This is a genomic window from Burkholderia sp. AU33803, from assembly GCF_002223095.1.
GTDB lineage: Bacteria > Pseudomonadota > Gammaproteobacteria > Burkholderiales > Burkholderiaceae > Burkholderia.
The window spans coordinates 1,212,365-1,228,138 of record NZ_NKFJ01000004.1 but is presented as its reverse complement, the minus strand read 5'-3'; the positions used below and the strand labels follow the sequence as shown (position 1 = coordinate 1,228,138).

At 64.2% G+C, this 15,774-nt stretch carries 22 protein-coding genes and 1 tRNA gene; 5 read left to right on the top strand and 18 right to left on the bottom strand.

Features of this window, described 5'->3' with window-relative positions; translation table 11 throughout:
- The first annotated feature begins 138 nt into the window (after window positions 1-138).
- Window positions 139-762 carry a phospholipase D family protein gene (locus CFB41_RS08220; protein ID WP_089456146.1) on the top strand — a complete coding sequence of 208 codons (624 nt, stop codon included), beginning with the start codon at window positions 139-141 and terminating at the stop codon, window positions 760-762.
- Window positions 763-868: 106 nt separating this feature from the next.
- On the opposite strand, the gene CFB41_RS08215 is transcribed toward CFB41_RS08220, so the two are convergent.
- Entirely contained in the window at window positions 869-1,087 is a 219-nt protein-coding gene (locus CFB41_RS08215) for a hypothetical protein (RefSeq protein ID WP_089440010.1), read from the bottom strand.
- Window positions 1,088-1,352: 265 nt separating this feature from the next.
- Between CFB41_RS08215 and CFB41_RS08210 the strand changes: the two genes are divergently transcribed.
- Window positions 1,353-2,324, top strand: a complete 972-nt coding sequence (locus tag CFB41_RS08210; protein ID WP_089456145.1) for a diguanylate cyclase — start codon at window positions 1,353-1,355, stop codon at window positions 2,322-2,324.
- 66 nt (window positions 2,325-2,390) lie between these two features.
- On the opposite strand, the gene CFB41_RS08205 is transcribed toward CFB41_RS08210, so the two are convergent.
- The 5 genes from CFB41_RS08205 to CFB41_RS08185 form a co-directional block, all read right to left on the bottom strand.
- Window positions 2,391-2,864, bottom strand: a complete 474-nt coding sequence (locus CFB41_RS08205) for a VOC family protein (protein ID WP_089456144.1) — start codon at window positions 2,862-2,864, stop codon at window positions 2,391-2,393.
- Between the two features lie 162 nt (window positions 2,865-3,026).
- Complete coding sequence (locus CFB41_RS08200) at window positions 3,027-3,569, bottom strand: aspartyl-tRNA synthetase (RefSeq protein ID WP_089456598.1); 543 nt, start codon at window positions 3,567-3,569, stop codon at window positions 3,027-3,029.
- Between the two features lie 178 nt (window positions 3,570-3,747).
- The gene (locus CFB41_RS08195) at window positions 3,748-3,990 is read right to left on the bottom strand and encodes a hypothetical protein (RefSeq protein WP_089456597.1); all 243 of its coding nucleotides are present in this window, start codon (window positions 3,988-3,990) and stop codon (window positions 3,748-3,750) included.
- 208 nt (window positions 3,991-4,198) lie between these two features.
- Window positions 4,199-4,507 (bottom strand): phosphatidylserine/phosphatidylglycerophosphate/cardiolipin synthase, encoded by a 309-nt coding sequence (locus CFB41_RS08190; protein WP_089440395.1) that lies wholly within the window; start codon window positions 4,505-4,507, stop codon window positions 4,199-4,201.
- 46 nt (window positions 4,508-4,553) lie between these two features.
- Window positions 4,554-4,937, bottom strand: a complete 384-nt coding sequence (locus tag CFB41_RS08185) for a VOC family protein (RefSeq protein WP_089440006.1) — start codon at window positions 4,935-4,937, stop codon at window positions 4,554-4,556.
- Window positions 4,938-5,023: 86 nt separating this feature from the next.
- Between CFB41_RS08185 and CFB41_RS08180 the strand changes: the two genes are divergently transcribed.
- Window positions 5,024-5,767 (top strand): DUF695 domain-containing protein, encoded by a 744-nt coding sequence (locus CFB41_RS08180; protein WP_089440005.1) that lies wholly within the window; start codon window positions 5,024-5,026, stop codon window positions 5,765-5,767.
- A 430-nt stretch (window positions 5,768-6,197) separates the two neighbouring features.
- Here the strand turns inward: CFB41_RS08180 and CFB41_RS08175 are convergent, their stop codons facing one another.
- Together CFB41_RS08175 and CFB41_RS08170 are read right to left on the bottom strand one after the other, a co-directional pair.
- On the bottom strand, window positions 6,198-6,824 hold the full coding sequence (locus CFB41_RS08175) for a hypothetical protein (protein ID WP_089456143.1): 627 nt from the start codon (window positions 6,822-6,824) through the stop codon (window positions 6,198-6,200).
- Between the two features lie 209 nt (window positions 6,825-7,033).
- Window positions 7,034-7,429, bottom strand: a complete 396-nt coding sequence (locus CFB41_RS08170) for a hypothetical protein (RefSeq protein WP_089456142.1) — start codon at window positions 7,427-7,429, stop codon at window positions 7,034-7,036.
- A gap of 325 nt (window positions 7,430-7,754) precedes the next feature.
- On the opposite strand from CFB41_RS08170, the gene CFB41_RS08165 reads away from it, so the two are divergent.
- Window positions 7,755-8,219, top strand: coding sequence for a hypothetical protein (locus CFB41_RS08165; RefSeq protein WP_089456141.1), 465 nt, complete (start codon window positions 7,755-7,757; stop codon window positions 8,217-8,219).
- Between the two features lie 75 nt (window positions 8,220-8,294).
- Here the strand turns inward: CFB41_RS08165 and CFB41_RS08160 are convergent, their stop codons facing one another.
- Window positions 8,295-8,810 carry a GNAT family N-acetyltransferase gene (locus CFB41_RS08160; RefSeq protein WP_089456140.1) on the bottom strand — a complete coding sequence of 172 codons (516 nt, stop codon included), beginning with the start codon at window positions 8,808-8,810 and terminating at the stop codon, window positions 8,295-8,297.
- Window positions 8,811-9,050: 240 nt separating this feature from the next.
- Window positions 9,051-9,533 (bottom strand): hypothetical protein, encoded by a 483-nt coding sequence (locus CFB41_RS37255; RefSeq protein WP_144029910.1) that lies wholly within the window; start codon window positions 9,531-9,533, stop codon window positions 9,051-9,053.
- A 101-nt stretch (window positions 9,534-9,634) separates the two neighbouring features.
- Here CFB41_RS37255 and CFB41_RS08155 point away from each other — a divergent pair, with 101 nt between their 5' ends.
- A complete protein-coding gene (locus CFB41_RS08155) occupies window positions 9,635-10,153 on the top strand; it encodes a VUT family protein (protein WP_089456139.1) in 519 nt (172 codons plus the stop codon).
- Between the two features lie 268 nt (window positions 10,154-10,421).
- On the opposite strand, the gene CFB41_RS08150 is transcribed toward CFB41_RS08155, so the two are convergent.
- The 8 genes from CFB41_RS08150 to ssuD form a co-directional block, all read right to left on the bottom strand.
- A tRNA-His gene (locus CFB41_RS08150) sits at window positions 10,422-10,497 on the bottom strand.
- Window positions 10,498-10,554: 57 nt separating this feature from the next.
- On the bottom strand, window positions 10,555-11,541 hold the full coding sequence (gene dusA, locus CFB41_RS08145) for a tRNA dihydrouridine(20/20a) synthase DusA (protein WP_071334403.1): 987 nt from the start codon (window positions 11,539-11,541) through the stop codon (window positions 10,555-10,557).
- Window positions 11,542-11,671: 130 nt separating this feature from the next.
- On the bottom strand, window positions 11,672-11,917 hold the full coding sequence (locus CFB41_RS08140; protein WP_089456138.1) for a hypothetical protein: 246 nt from the start codon (window positions 11,915-11,917) through the stop codon (window positions 11,672-11,674).
- A gap of 55 nt (window positions 11,918-11,972) precedes the next feature.
- Window positions 11,973-12,170, bottom strand: coding sequence for a hypothetical protein (locus CFB41_RS08135; protein ID WP_089456137.1), 198 nt, complete (start codon window positions 12,168-12,170; stop codon window positions 11,973-11,975).
- Between the two features lie 142 nt (window positions 12,171-12,312).
- Window positions 12,313-12,528 (bottom strand): molybdopterin-binding protein, encoded by a 216-nt coding sequence (locus CFB41_RS08130; protein ID WP_006476104.1) that lies wholly within the window; start codon window positions 12,526-12,528, stop codon window positions 12,313-12,315.
- Between the two features lie 57 nt (window positions 12,529-12,585).
- Window positions 12,586-13,545, bottom strand: a complete 960-nt coding sequence (locus CFB41_RS08125; RefSeq protein ID WP_089456136.1) for an ATP-binding cassette domain-containing protein — start codon at window positions 13,543-13,545, stop codon at window positions 12,586-12,588.
- Window positions 13,542-14,354: an aliphatic sulfonate ABC transporter permease SsuC gene (gene ssuC, locus CFB41_RS08120; RefSeq protein ID WP_089439997.1), complete on the bottom strand. Its 813-nt coding sequence runs from the start codon at window positions 14,352-14,354 to the stop codon at window positions 13,542-13,544. The genes CFB41_RS08125 and ssuC overlap by 4 nt, the downstream gene beginning before the upstream one ends.
- Window positions 14,355-14,371: 17 nt before the next feature.
- Window positions 14,372-15,529, bottom strand: coding sequence for an FMNH2-dependent alkanesulfonate monooxygenase (gene ssuD, locus CFB41_RS08115; RefSeq protein ID WP_089439996.1), 1,158 nt, complete (start codon window positions 15,527-15,529; stop codon window positions 14,372-14,374).
- Window positions 15,530-15,774 lie beyond the last annotated feature (245 nt).

Genomic DNA, 15,774 nt, shown 5'->3' with positions numbered 1-15,774 from the left:
GTACAACGCAACTTTGCATCACCGCCCCTGCGATCACGGTCATCGCGATGCGTCGTCCCGTCTCATCCACACGTGACCGGGCCGCCACGTCTGCGTTACACTCACGGCCCGCTGTCTCGAAATTGTTCGCTGTCCAAGATGTTGTCGCGCAATCGCCTCGCCGCTGCCTGTCTCGCCGCCTCCCTGCTCGCCACTCCGTACGCCGCCTTCGGCAAGACGCAAAGTGAATCGCTGCTCCAGCAGGCGATCGACTTGGTGTCGCGTTGGCTGCCGGCCCCCACTCACGAAGCGCCCGCGACCCAGGTCGTCGAATCGGCGTTTTCGCCCGACGGCGGTGCTGAAGCGCTCGTGCTGAAAGCGATCGGCGCCGCGCGCAGTTCGATCCGCGTCGCCGCCTATTCGTTCACGTCGCCGCCTGTCACACGCGCACTGCTCGCGGCGAAGCGACGCGGCGTGAATGTCGCGGTGGTCGTCGACGACAAGGGCAATCGCGCCAAGAGCAGCAAGCAGGCGCTGAACCTGCTCGTCAACGCGGGTATCCCGACGCGCACGATCGACGCCTATGCGATCCATCACGACAAGTACCTCGTGATCGACGCCGAGCACGTCGAAACGGGCTCGTTCAACTACAGCGCATCGGCGGCCAGCCGCAATTCCGAAAACGTCGTCGTGGTGTGGAACAACCCGCAACTCGCGTCGCGTTATCTCACGCACTGGCAAAGCCGCTTCGACCAGGGCACGCCGTACCGCTCCAGCTACTGAGGCAGGCCGCGCGGCGCGCGCCCCGTGTTCGATCCGCCGTGGTGCTGATGATCGGCGAGCGTGGCGCGAAGCTCAATTCAGCCGAATGGCCAGCGCCCCGCCGCACTCAATGGATGTCGGGCGCCCGCCCGGTCGCCGCACCGGCCTGCGTCGTCGGCGCACAGCGATTCGCCTGTCCGCTCGCGCCGCTTGCCGACGACGGCGGCAAGCCGCCGGGCAGCGCGCTGCTCACGCAAACGACGCCGAATGCCAGCGTGTTCTGAACCATCGGATAAAGAAGATACAGCGCAAACGCGAGATAGCCCGCGTACAGAAATCGAACCATGGTGTGGTGGGAGGCGATGGACGAATGGACTCGCCCTGTTTACGGCACTGCGCCGGGGTACCTTGAGGTGTCGCGCCGCCGATTGCGCATCTCGGCGAAACGCGGCCCCATGGCGCCTGCTTCTCACCCGATCTGCATCGATTCGTGCCGGGCCGAAACCACCGGTCGGCGGATTGGCAACGTGGCGATGCGCCGAACAATGCGCGATACTGTCCGACATACGATCCCGTAACCGGCCTCGCAGCCGGAACAAAAGACAAGGCCCATGCAAATCGCCCCGAAACCGGCTGACGAGGCGGCCCGGCTCGATACGCTTCATTCGCTCTCGATCCTCGACACGCCGCCCGAAGAGCGCTTCGATCGCCTGACGCGTCTTGCACGCAGGCTGTTCGACGTACCGATCGCCCTCGTCAGCCTCGTCGACGACGATCGCCAGTGGTTCAAGAGCCATGCCGGGCTCGACGTCACGCAAACGTCGCGCGACGTGTCGTTCTGCGCCCATGCGCTGCACGAGGGCCATACGATGGTGATCCAGGATGCGCTGAACGACAATCGCTTCCACGACAACCCGCTCGTCACCGGCGCGCCCGGCATCCGCTTCTACGCCGGTCGACCGATCACGGCGCCCAACGGCGCACCCATCGGCACGCTGTGCCTGATCGACACGCGGCCGCGCTCGCTCGAACCCGACGAGCTCGCGCTGCTCGGCGATCTCGCCCACATGACCGAGCGCGAGATCGCCGCGCTGCATTTCGCGACCACCGACGAGCTCACGCAACTGACCAACCGGCGCGGCTTCGAGATTCTCACCCGCCACGTGCTGAGCCTGTGCGATCGCCTCGACCGTCACGCGGTGCTGCTGTTCTTCGACCTGAACGATTTCAAGTCGATCAACGACCGCTTCGGCCACGCCGAAGGCGACCACGCGCTCAAGGCCTTCGCCGACACGCTGACGGGCGCGCTGCGCGACAGCGACGTGATCGCCCGGCTTGGCGGCGACGAATTCGTCGTGCTGCTGAGCGCCACCGATCCGGCCGACGTGGCCGAGCCGGTCGAACGCGTGACGCGGGCGCTCGCGCTGCGCAACGCGGCCGACGCACGCGGCTATGACATCCGGTTCAGCGTCGGGCATGTCGACTACGATCCCGCGCACCATCGCGACGTGGCCGACCTGCTCGCCTCGGCCGATCAACGGATGTACGAGCACAAGCAACGCGGCAAGTCGACCGGCGCGTAAGCGCGGACGGAACGGGCGCAGGCACGCGCCGCCGCCCCGTTGCTCAATTGGTGTTGCGTGGTTGCGTCAGCTTCCGCACGGCGGCGCGCTGGCCATGGCCTGCGCGATCTGCTCGGGCGTCAGGTCGCGCTGATGCGTCGCGAGCGACCAGCGATGGCCGAACGGATCCTCGACCTGTCCGTAGCGATCGCCCCAGAACATGTCGGCAGCCGGAATCGTGACCGTCGCGCCGGCCGCGACCGCCTTCGCGATCGCCGCGTCGGTGTCCGGCACGTACAGGTGCAGGCAGACCGGCGTGCCTTTGAGTGCCTTCGGCCCGAGCGCACCGTGCTCGGGCATTTCATCCACCAGCATCAGTGTCGAATCGCCAATCGCGAGGCACGCGTGCGCGAGCCGGCCGTCGGGCATCGCCAGGCGAAACTGTTCGCTCGCATTGAACGCACGCTTGTAGAAGTCGATGGCTGCGGTTGCGCCGGCGCAGATCAGGTGCGGCGTCAGCGTGCGCATCCCTTCCGGGATCGGTTTGACGGACGTGGACATGGGTGTCGCTCCTTCGGGCGGTTGTCGTATCGGAATCGGGATGGACGCGCGCTGCGCACGCCTCCGATGCTACGACGGACGAACCCGGCGGAAATCGACACGGCGGCCGACATTTTTTTGTTTTCCCCGGTATCGGCGCACACGGGTTCCCCGCATCGGGCGTCATCGGCCCGTCAGGTCGGCCTCGTTGTCCGGTACGCCGAACTGCCGGCGGCATGCCTCCAGCAATCCGGCCACCGCATCGAGCGGCAGATCGGCAAACCGGGCGATCGGCAGCATCACGCCACCCGGTACCTTGTTGCGCGATGAAAGCGCCGAGAACTGGTAGCCGATGTAGCGATTTCCGGCGACGCTGATGATCCGGAATTCGGTGACGTCACGCCATCGCGTGACGGGTTGCTCGCGCAAAGCCCCGACCAGCCTGAAGCCCGTCTCGTCGACATGCAGCGCCATCCTGCGCCGCGACGACACGAAGAAGGCGGCCCCCGCCAGCGCCAGCAACACGGCCAGTGCCGCCACGGGCCAAAGCGCCGGCGCGGCCGCATAACCGCACAGGCTCGCCACGGCCAGCACCGCGCACGCGATCGCCCTTCCTTTCAGGCTCCGGCCGTCGACCGCCAGCGTCACCGGCAACGGGCCGACGACGGTTCCCGCATCGGGATCGACATGCCGGCCGGAATCGGTGGTTTCGCTTTCGTCGTTCATCGCGCAATCGCTCACATCGACGACAACCCGCTCATCGAGGCCGGATATCCGATCGACGCGCCGAGACAGGCGGCCTGTCGCCGGAAAACGGTCGGGATCGGTGAAGGTAAGTATCGACGCACGACAACGCGCCTTCGTCCGCGCGGAACGGGCCACGCTCCGTCGGCATCGGTCATGTTCAGTTGCACACCTTGACGGTGCCGTTGGTCGTGCATTGACCAATGGCCCAGTGGCTCTGCCCGGCAAGATGAGGAGCCTGGCCGACGCCACGGATCGGCTCGGGCGGCGACGATGCCGGCACGGCCGCGGCAGCCGACGCGGTGTCGGGCGACGGTAGCGGAGGCGGCTCGGGCGCGGTCTGGCAAGCCGACAGCGCCAGACAAAGCGCGGATGCCGACAGGGCGAGGAGCGGTCTGGACATGGTCTCGTACGCGTTTGCGATATTCGCTTCCGGTAAAACGGGCTCGCTCAAGATCACGTGCCCCGTCAGACCGTTCGGCGCAACCGCCAATGCAGCATGACGGTCATCCAATACTACTCCTCGCGATCGACGTCGCGCGAGCGGCCGTTCGGCCAGGTGCCGCCCTCCATGCAGCGGCACCCGTTATCGCTGACGCATACCGCGCCGGTCAGATTTGCGGCAGGTCGCGCAAAGTGCGCGACTCGTTCGTTGCATCGATGTCGAGTTCGATGCCTTCCGATGCATCGCGATACAGCACGCGCTTCAGCCGGGGCCCAATCGCGGTAGCGTCCGCTGCCGAGAAGATTGCGCGGACATCGTTACCGGACGCAAGCGCACGCGCCACATCTGCCACCGGTGCTTCGCTGGGCGTCGCCGCCCACGACCGGTCAGCCGGATTCACGGCCGCCCAGCGCACGTGCGTCACGCGCGCGCTGAGCGGATCGATTCGCACGCCATTCACCGCAAACATCGACATCGGCATCTCCTTCGAATTTTTTGCGGCCCGCCGTACCGATACACGATCACGGACGGCCCCAGATCTCGCAGACGTTTCCCGCCGGATCGGCCACGGAAATCGCGATCGTGCCGTCGCCGTAGTCCCATTCGTTCAGGATACTGACGCGACACGACTCAAGGCGCGCGACGGCTTCCGACACGTGCGCGACTTCGATCGCCAACGCAATGCCATGGCCAGTCGGACGAAACTCAGGGTACGGAAACTTGCCACCGCTACCCGTATGGATGGTCAGCGTCGCCCCGTCCAAGACAAAGCGATGCCACGGATTCCCCGCAGCCGACACGCCTTCGGCATGCACGGGCAGCGCGAGCGCCAACCGATAGAAATCCACCACCGCCCGGAAGCGATCGTCTTCGACCGGCACCAGAATGCCCAGACTCGCGATCATGCGCGCTTCTCCGGCCCACGTGATTTTCGATGATACATTGGGACGCTTTACAACCGTCAACAGACAATCGTGCACGGGAGAAACACATGACCGACGCCTGGGGAACCTTCCCTGCCAGAATGGGCGACCATCAGGCTTTCATCAGCTTCAACCACAGCTTTGCGGAAATCGCCGAAGGCGATCCGCGCACGTCGCTTCTCAGCGTGCGCGTCCCCTTTGCGCATCCGACACCGGAGGGCCTGCCGACCGGCGACGAATTCACCGACCTCGCGACGATCGAGGATCTGCTCGACGCCACGATCACCGCGAAAGGGGGCGTGCAGGTTGGCCGCATCACCGTCGACGGCCATCGGGATTTCCTCTTCTACGTGCCGTTCGACCAAGAGGCCGCGGCGGAGATCGTCGACGCGCTGGCCGATCAGACGACTTACGCCCTGCAGTACGCGCATCAGGACGATCCGGACAAGGAAGCGTACTGGCAGACGCTCTACCCGACCGATGACGACTGGCTGATCATGCGCGACATGCGCGTGCTGGACGAATTGCGCAAGAAAGGCGACGCCAGCGACGTAAGTCGGCGCGTGATGCACTGGGCGTACTTCCCCGACCCGAGCGACGCGCATCAGTTCGCGGACTGGGCCGAATCGAAAGGCTATCCGGTCGAATCGGTGGCGCCCACCGAGGACGGCAAATCGGCGGTCCGGTTTTCACATGAAGGCACCATGGCGCTGGCCGACATCACGCGCCATACGATCGCGATCAACCACGAAGTGCGTGCACTCGGAGGGGATTACGACGGATGGGAAACCAGCGTGGAACAGGCTGGCTGAGCGGGTCGACCTGCCCACTGTGCGACACGTGATGCAACGCATCCAGCGCAAAAAATATCCCGGCGGCATGCTTGCGCGCCGCCGGGACCAAGGCATCACCGGCCGAAACCGGCGATGGGCCTGAGGGTTCGCTCAGGCACGAGGAAAGCGATTCGTGCGGATCAGGCGAACGGATGCCGGGGTGCGCAATCGATGCGCTCACACCGCCCGCCGGACGCCCGTCCGGTTCCGTCGACGCAGCCTCCCCGCGTCGGACGGGCAAAAAGCCCCCGCTCCTGCGCGAGCGAGCGGGGAAACGGTTGACCGGGCCGGGGAAGAACGATCAACCGGCCAAATTGTGAGCGTGGGCCGCGCAACGATCTGTGCGGCAACTCACCATTTGGTGACAATGCCGCAGCAATTGGTTCGCTCGCGTGCCGCTCGGATCGCGTCACGGTCCGAGCGCAACGCCCGCGACCGGCGCGAGCACCACCACGATGACGGGTGACAGCACCACGGCCCCGATCATCATCACGCCGTCGGCTGCGAGCGTGACAGGCGTCGCGAGCACGCGCACGGCCTTGCCCGCCGTCGTGATGCGGTCGGTGACCGGGATCTTGTACGCATGCGCAAACGACGACCACGTCTTGCCTTGCGCAAAACCATCGGCGAGATAGCGCGATCCGGCCAGTTCACCCTTCATCCCGAGATCCCAGTCTCCGAGCTTCGTGAAGCCGTCCTCCAGCGCACGATTCCAATCCTCATTGGTCATGTCATCGCGATGGAGCCGCAGCGAGAAATCGCCCGAAATCTTGCTGCCCTGCGCGACGAACCCAGATAGCGACGCCTCGATCGATTTCCGGTAAGGCGATGCCAGCACCGCGCCGAGATGCTCCGGCATCTCGAAGATGTAGTGATATTTCTTGCCGAGCACGACGAATTTCTTGCCGTCCTCGCTGACGAGGAATCGGTCGACTGTCTCTTCGTAATGGCCGTCTTCGAACAGCATTGCAGTGCAGCCTGTCAGGCCGGCAGCGACAACGATCACGCCCGCCGTCAGCAGCGTTCTTCTTTTCATTTCTGGAGTTTTATTTTGTTTTAATTCAATCGGATATTTTCAGCCCGAACCCAGTTTCCGGTAAGTCGCAGGTGTTGTCAAAGCAGGTTTATTCTATTTTTCCGATCGACACGATTCGGGCTTCATTTTTCGGTACCGACTTTTTCGAAACCGTATTTTTCGAACACCGGGACGCGCGTCATGACAACCGGGTTTCGTCATCGTGACGGTCAGCTGAAAAGCCATTCTGCGACCCGCTCTATCCAGTCGAGGTCGCCAGCAATATCGATGACGGTTTCGCCGACGATTTCGGCAGTCGATGTGGTCGATACGCCCGTCGCCACCGCCCCGGCAGCAACAGCATTCGCCTTCGCCATTTCGACCGGCGCGCCCGAGCGCGGATCGGCCAGTCGCTCCAGCCAGTCGACGATGTTGGCGCGCGCATCCTCTTCATCAGCGAAATCATGTCGCTCGAGAAAGCGATCGAACACGATCCACGCAAGCGTCTTGCTTCGCGAATCGGATTCGAGATGCCAGTCGACAACGCCTGTCCGACCGGACGCCCCGATTTCGAGCATCGCGGTGAAACAGTAATCGAGGTACTCGATTTCAAGTTTCGACGACATGGTTTTCTCCGGTCAATCTGCCAGTGCCGTACTTACGATGAGCCGCGCATCCGGTTCCTCGACACTGTATGAATCTTCGATGAAATTCGCGCGGCGCATCATGTCCTCGGGCAGTATCGAGATATTCTCGCGACCTGTCGATATCGATCGCCGACACATGAGCGCAATCGATTTGCCCACCATTCTCCTCCGCGCTTTTTGCTCGCGGCTCAGGTTCTGCCGCGAATCGCTCCGATTTCATCTTTCGGGTATTGTCCTGCCTCGCCGCCGCAATCGCGCTGCTAAACTGGAATCAGAAAGGCCGCTCGCGGCATCAGAGGAAACAATGGCACTCGCCCACGCACAGGAAAATGGCGTAGAAGTCTGGGTTATCCAGCTTCCCGGGCACACACCCTATGCCTATACGCACCTCAAGCGGGTATTCTCGTCTGACGATACGCGCCATCGGGTCGTGACGATCGACCTGCCGAAACTGCTGGCATGTGCCGACCGCGACACGACGGACTACGTGTTGCCGTCCGTTCTGTACTGGGCCCCTGGAAAAGCCGCGGGCATTCGCGAATTCCTCGATCCTGAACAGGACAGGATTGCAGACATGCCATACATCACGTTTCGCGAGACGCGAACGCGAACGCTGCTCGGCATCCCCGGCCTGTCGAAGGTCGGCGTCGCGTCGTTCCGCAACGGCCAGCATCGCGCACGCTATCTGGCCTATGCAGGCGCAACGACCCTGCCCGTCGAGGTGCACGAGACGGAAGCCGATTTGCTCGTGCGGTACTGCGGCGAGTAGCGACGGAGCCTGTTCGGCCTTCGCCCGGCGACGGCCGCACATCGTGCGACCGCTCGCTCGAATGTCGCCAGGCCACTACGCCTGTATCGCATAGATCCGGTCGGTGACCTCCGTCTGGCCGATGCGGCTCGTCTCGATACCCGCCCGTTGCCATCCGTTGTGTTCATAGAAACCGATCGCGCGTTCGTTGTTCTCCAGCACCTTCAGATGGACCTTGTGCACGCCAATCGTGCGCGCCCAGGCACGAACGGCTTCGATCATGCGCTTGCCCGTACCGCTTCCGTGATGCGAAGGATGGACGTGCAGGCAGTCGAGCAACACGCCCAGCACCGCGTTGACAGGACGCTCGGCACTGACGAAACCCACGGGTTCGCCATCCGCGTCGGCGATCAGCACGAGACCCCACTCTTTTTCATTGCGATCGAGATAGTGCCGCCATCGGTTCGCGTGCTCCGTCGGGACCTCGTCGGCCAGATAGGCAGCCGGCAGGATGTGGCTGTATGCGGTTTGCCAGCTCAGCGTGTGCAGGCGAGCGATGTGGTGTGCGTCTTGCGCTGTCGCGGCACGCAGCGTGGCCCGGGTTGCCGGCATCGGTGGTCACTCCTTCAGCTTGTCCTCTTGATCGGTACGTCTCGCCGCAAAATGTACCGCGCGTTGCGGTATGCAACCCTCAACGACGCTGCGCTCGAACGATCCCGTGTCGGCGAGTCCCGGGACGACGAAATCAAGGCATCGCACTCCGCACGTTATCATCGCGTACCTTGCATGCGCGGTCGCCATCCGCTGGCGCGTGACGTTCGCCGGCGCTCGTCCTGGTCACGGCTGACGCGCTCACGTCAGCGCCTGCCCGCCGGACGTCGCCGCAACGCGTTGCCCGCGCAACGGAATGCAGGCAAAAAAAATCCCGACACCATCATCGGTCGCCGGGATCGAACGGCCCTGCAAAGCATGCGGGCACGAGGAAGGCGACACATTACACCAATGTAAGACTGTTGCGCGCCATCGGTTCACGCCAACTCCCTGTCCCATTCCGCCATTCATGCGGCAAAGCGCGGCCAAGAACGAAAAAAGCCTGCTCGCGCGGAACGCGAGCAGGCAAGAAAACGGATCAGCATTCGAGGCACGAGGGCTGTCCATGGAAGATAACGGCACGGGGCGCGAGAACCTTAGCTGGGACAGGAAACTTCGCAACATCATGGCGACGGGATACGACCATCCCATCTCGCGTCGAAGATCCATGGATGAAAACCGGCAGCGCAGTGACGATATCCTGTCGCTCGCAACTCCGGCTTTTCGCCAATCGCGCAGTTCCACCCGGCTTGCTCGTAGCGAAGCAGCACTCCGTTCAATCGGCCATGTATGGCAAACTTCGGCTCCGAATCGGCGCAGCGCGCACTCTTCACTGCAGGGAAATCATGTACGTCTTGATCTATATCGCAGCAGTCGCTGTCGCGAACCTGATGGTCGCTCATTTCGGACCCGCTGCTACACCGATCATCGCGTTCTTTCTGATCGGACTCGATCTCGCGATTCGAGACCGTCTTCACCTGGACTGGCGCGGCCGCGCACTTTGGTCGAGGATGCTTGCGTTGATCGCGGCCGCCGGCGTCGTCAGTTACGCGCTCAATCCGGCTGCCAAGGAAATCGCCCTCGCGTCTCTCGTAGCGTTCGGCTCGGCAGCCGTCGCAAGTGCAATCGTGTTTCAACTCGCACGTCGTTTTCCGATACTGGCGCGCGCCAACGGCGCGAACGTCGCGGGTGCGGCTGTCGACTCCATCGTCTTTCCGCTCATTGCGTTCGGGGCAGTGTTTCCGACGATCGCCGCATTGCAGTTCGTTGCAAAGGTGGCGGGTGGTGCGTTGTGGTCGTGGGTGGTTTTTCGAAACACTCGAACGGGTCAGGCAGGGATTGCGAGTAATGCGGCCGATCGTTAAGCACGGGTTGCGCATATAGCGGCGTTGTTCGTTGCCGAGGTCGCCGCTTCTGTTCGTCCGGACGTTTCTCGTCTCGACCAAGTTCACGATCACGGAACAAATACCGGCGTGTCGTGTTATTGGTCGGCTGCGTGGACGGCATAACCATCGAATGAAGATCGTAAAGCGACGAGGTCTGTCATTCCGAATTTTGGAATTCCAAAACAAAAACGGCACTGTCTTTTGGGACAGTGCCGTTTTTAACAACTTGATACCGCTTGGAATTCTGTGGGGTGGCTGATGGGACTCGAACCCACGACGACAGGAATCACAATCCTGGACTCTACCAACTGAGCTACAGCCACCACTGTTACTGCTTTTTGTTCTTCGCTGCTTTTGTGTTTCAGCAGCGAAGAACAAGATTATACGAACACTTTTGAATCTTGCAAAGCTTTTTTTTCAAAAACTTCTTCGGCCTCGTTCAGATGCGCGCGCGCCTCGTCGAACACGGCCAGATCGGCTCGCGCGAGCTTCTTGTTGTCGGACAGCACACGACGCCAGCCGCGTGCGCCGGGCATGCCGCGATACAGTCCGAGCGCGTGCCGCACGATCGCGCCGAGGTAGGTTCCGCGCTTCAGTTCGGCCGCGCAGTATTCGATCAGCTTCGCCTCGGCCTCTTCGCGCGTCGGCACCGCCGCGGTCGACCCGTAGAAGCGCGTATCCACCTCCGCGAGCACGTACGGGTTGTGATACGCCTCACGGCCAAGCATCACGCCATCGACATGCTCGAGATGCTGCGCAACCTCGTCGAGGGTCGTGATACCGCCGTTGATGACGATCTCGAGCGACGGAAAATCGCGCTTCAACTGATACGCATAGTCGTACTTGAGCGGCGGGATCTCACGATTCTCCTTCGGCGACAGCCCCTTCAGGATCGCATTGCGCGCATGCACGACGAACGTTTCGCAGCCAGCCTCGGCCACCGTACCGACGAAGTCGCGCACGAACGCGTAGTCCTCGACCGCATCGACCCCGATCCGGTGCTTGACCGTGACCGGTACCGACACCGCATCGCGCATCGCCTTCACGCAGTCGGCAACGAGTTGCGGCTCGTTCATCAGGCACGCGCCGAACGCACCGCGCTGCACGCGCTCGGACGGACATCCGCAATTCAGATTGATTTCGTCATAGCCCCACTGCTCGCCGAGCTTCGCCGCGCGCGCGAGATCGTCGCGCTCACTGCCGCCCAGTTGCAGCGCGACCGGCGATTCGTTCGGCGTGAACGCGAGATGCCGCTGGGCATCGCCGAACAGCAGCGCGCCCGTCGTGATCATCTCCGTATACAGCCAGGTATCGCGCGTCAGCGTACGGTGGAACGAGCGGCAATGCCGGTCGGTCCAGTCGAGCATGGGCGCGACGGATACGCGGCGGGGAGGAAGTGAAGACGGTACGGACATGGATTTCGGGCAACAGGCCTGGCGGCGCGGAAACAACCCGGTATTTTACCGCAACACGGGCCGTGCCCGCCCGGCACGCGTGCTACCCCTCGCCCAACTCCGCATCGACTGCGCGCCGGGCCTCGTCGAGCACGCGCTCGATCACGCGCCGTTCGGTCAGCAGCATCCCGTCGACCTTGACGAGCCGCCAGTCGATCCGCACCGCACCGCCCTGCAGCACGCGGTAATGCGCATGCTCGCCGTCCCAGACCTGCTCGGTCTTCACCTCGATCTCGAAGCCGCGGTACGGCTCGCTGAAATCGCCGAGGTCGCTGCCTCTCGGTTCCATCGCACGCTCCGTGGCGACGCAGCGCCAGGCCGCCCTGGCGGCCGGCGCCGCGCGCTCATTCGTATTCGTCGGATAAAAAGGATTTGCCATCGGCCGTCAGGTCGACCCGGTCGGTCGCCGCCTGGTAGATCAGCCCCTCGTTCAGCAACGCGTAGACGACATCGTCGAACACGGCGGGAACCGGCCGGCTTTCACCGAACTGGTCGATCCATTTCAGCGCCTCGATGGCTTCGGGGGAAAGGATGGGGGTCATGCGTTGGCCTCCGGCATCGGTGTCGCTCCATCCTAGCACTTCGTCCGGACGTCGAATACCGAGGCAAACGCGCTGCGCCAATGCCGGGCGGCGCCAACGGGCAGGTTGCCCGCGGCGCCGCGCCGGTGCAGGACACGCGGGCTCAGAGGCGCGCGATCGAGACTTCGGTCGATTTCACGAGCGCGACGACTTCCGCGCCCACCTTCAGTTCGAGTTCGTCAACCGAACGGGTCGTGATCACCGACGTGACGATGCCGAACGGCGTCTCGACGTCGACCTCGGACACCACCGATCCGCGAATGATCTCCTTGACCTTGCCCTTGAACTGGTTACGTACGTTGATTGCAGTGATGCTCATCAGGTTGATCGCTCCGAAGAAAAAGATCTCAGAACGGGCGGCCGCTGCCGCCCGGATTTAAACGGCCCAGCGGATCTGCCCGACCGGTCGAACGTTGTCTGCCTCATGCGGTGCGTCGTGGTCGGCCGCACCGGGCCCGCCGGCGAGCACGCGTTTCAGCACGCGATCCTCGAGCGCCGCAAACGCGGCCGACGCGCGGGCGCGCGGCCGGTCGAGCGGCACCGGCTGATCCAGCGCCACCCGCCCCTGCTCGATGAGCAGGATGCGGTCGCCGAGCGCGACGGCCTCCTGCACGTCGTGCGTGACGAGGAGCGCAGTGAATCGATGCTCGCGCCACAACCGCTCGATCAGCGCGTGCATCTCGATGCGGGTCAGCGCGTCGAGCGCGCCGAGCGGCTCGTCGAGCAACAGCAGTTGGGGCCGGTGCACGAGCGCACGAGCCAGGGCGACACGCTGCCGCTGGCCGCCCGACAGCTGCGCGGGCCAGTCGTTCGCGCGTTCCAGCAGGCCGACTTCATCGAGCACCGCGCGTGCCTGGTCGCGCGCGCCGCGTCCGAGGCCCAGCATCACGTTCTGCAGCACGGTCTTCCACGGCAGCAGGCGCGCATCCTGGTACATGATCCGCGTATCGAGTTCGCCGCCGCCCTCGCCGCGCGTTTCGAGCGTGCCGCTGCTCGGCTGCTCGAGTCCCGCGACGAGACGCAGCAGCGTCGATTTCCCGCAACCGCTGCGGCCGACGATCGCGACGAAGCTGCCGCGCGCGATGCCGAGCTCGACGTTGTCGAGCACCGTGCGTGCCCCGAAGCGCTTGCTGACACCCGATAGTGTCACGGCATCGTCGGGTGCCGGGCTTGCCGGCCGTCGCCGCGCGAGCGGAACGACGGATGCGCCGGCGTCACGTTCGAGAACCGCTGCGTCCCGCGCGTCACCGTCCGCGACACGCGCCTGCGCCAGTTCGGCCTCGAGGTCTGCGCCGGCAAGCGGGCCGTAGGCGGCCGCCGAAGTCGTCGCATTCATGCCTTTGCTCCTGATTGATAAGCGGGGTGCCAGCGCAGCGTCACGCGCTCGAGCCATTTCGCCAGCACGTCGGCCAGCTTGCCGAGCACCGCGTACAGCAGGATGCCGACCACCACCACGTCGGTTTGCAGGAATTCACGTGCGTTCATCGTCATGTAGCCGATGCCCGACTGCGCGGAGATCGTTTCCGCGACGATCAGCATCACCCACATCAGCCCGAGCGCAAAGCGCACGCCGACGAGGATCGACGGCAACGCACCAGGCAGGATCACGTCGCGGTACAGCGCAAAGCCGCGTACGCCGTAGCTCTTCGCCATCTCGATCAGGTTTGCGTCGACCGAGCGGATCCCGTGATACGTGTTGATGTAGACCGGGAAGAACACCCCGAGCGCAACGAGGAACAGCTTCGCCTTCTCGTCGATGCCGAACCACAGGATCACGAGCGGAATCATCGCGAGCGCCGGGATGTTGCGGATCATCTGGATCGTCGAATCGAGCGCGACCTCGGCCGCCTTCGACAAGCCGGTCGCGAGCCCCAGCGCGAGGCCGACGCCGCCGCCGATCGCGAAACCGAACAGCGCGCGCCACGTGCTGACCTTCACGTTCGCCCACATTTCACCCGACGTCACGAGCGACCAGGCCGCTCGCACGACCGCCACCGGTTCGGGCAGCACGCGGGTCGACAGCCAGCCGATGCGCGCGCCGACTTCCCATGCCGCCAGCAGCGCGAGCGGCACGAGCCACGGCGCGACGCCGCGCCATGCGCGGGCGGCCACGGCCGCGGCCGTCGTCGACGTTTTCGTTGTCATCGCAGGCCTCCTGTCGCTCAGCTCTGGGCCGCTTTCGGCAGATAGCTGTTGCCGACGATCTCGCCGAACGGGCCCGACAGCGGGCCGGTCGCCTTCGCCACGCCGTTGCCCTTGATCAGCGGGAATACGAGTTCCGCGAAACGGTACGACTCCTCCAGGTGCGGATAGCCGGACAGGATGAAGGTCTCGATGCCGAGATCCGCGTATTCGCGCATGCGCTCGGCGACCTGCTCCGGGTTGCCGACGAGTGCGGTGCCCGCGCCGCCGCGCACGAGGCCGACGCCGGCCCACAGGTTCGGATACACCTCGAGCGCCTCGCGGCCGCCGCGCTTGCCGCCGTGCAGCGCGGCCATCCGGCGCTGGCCTTCCGAATCCATGTTCGCGAACGCCTTCTGCGCGCGTGCGATGGTTTCGTCGTCGAGGCGGCTGATCAGGCGCTCGGCGTCGCGCCATGCTTCGTCCTCGGTCTCGCGCACGATCACGTGCAGACGAATGCCGAACTTGATCTTGCGGCCGCGCGCCTCGGCGCGGGCGCGAATATCGGCGATCTTCTTCGCGACGGCCTCGGGCGGCTCGCCCCAGGTCAGGTAGGTGTCGATGTGATCGGCCGCGATCTCGTGCGCGGCCGGCGACGAGCCGCCGAACCACAGCGGCGGATGCGGACGCTGCACGGGCGGATACAGTGCCTTGCCGCCCTTCGACTGCAGATGCTTGCCGATGTAGTCGAACCCGCCGTTGTCGTGCGACGCGGACAGCAGCCCGCGCCAGATGTTCAGGAAGTCGTCGGTGATTTCATAGCGCGTGTCGTGATCCGCGAACAGGCCGTCGCCTTCGAGCTCGGCGGCATCGCCGCCCGTCACGACGTTGATCAGCAGGCGGCCGCCCGACAGGCGGTCGAACGTCGCGGCCATGCGCGCCGACAGCCCCGGCGATGCGATGCCGGGACGGATCGCGACCAGGAATTTCAGACGCTGCGTCGCCGGGATGAGGCTCGACGCAACGACCCACGCATCCTCGCAAGAACGGCCGGTCGGCAGCAGCACGCCCTCGTAGCCGAGCGTATCGGCCGCCACCGCGACCTGCTTGAAGTAATCGTAATCCGCGGCGCGCGCGCCTTCGGCCGTACCGAGGTAGCGGCTGTCGCCGTGCGTGGGGATAAACCAGAACACATTCATCTGCTGCTCCTGCTTGACTGTCCTTGCCGGAATTTGAAAAAGTCACCGCCCTGCTCGCGTCGCGGATGCGCGGCGCATGCATGGTGTGCGTTCGAATCGGGATGGCTCGCCGGTCAGGCCGTGCAGCGGGCGAGGACGCGATTGCACGGCTGTTTCTGGGAAATCAGTCTAGGGATCGGTGCAGGGCTTTGGAACGATTTTTTTGAGCTTAGGTTTTCCGCTTTCGTGATTAGCACGACGCTGGA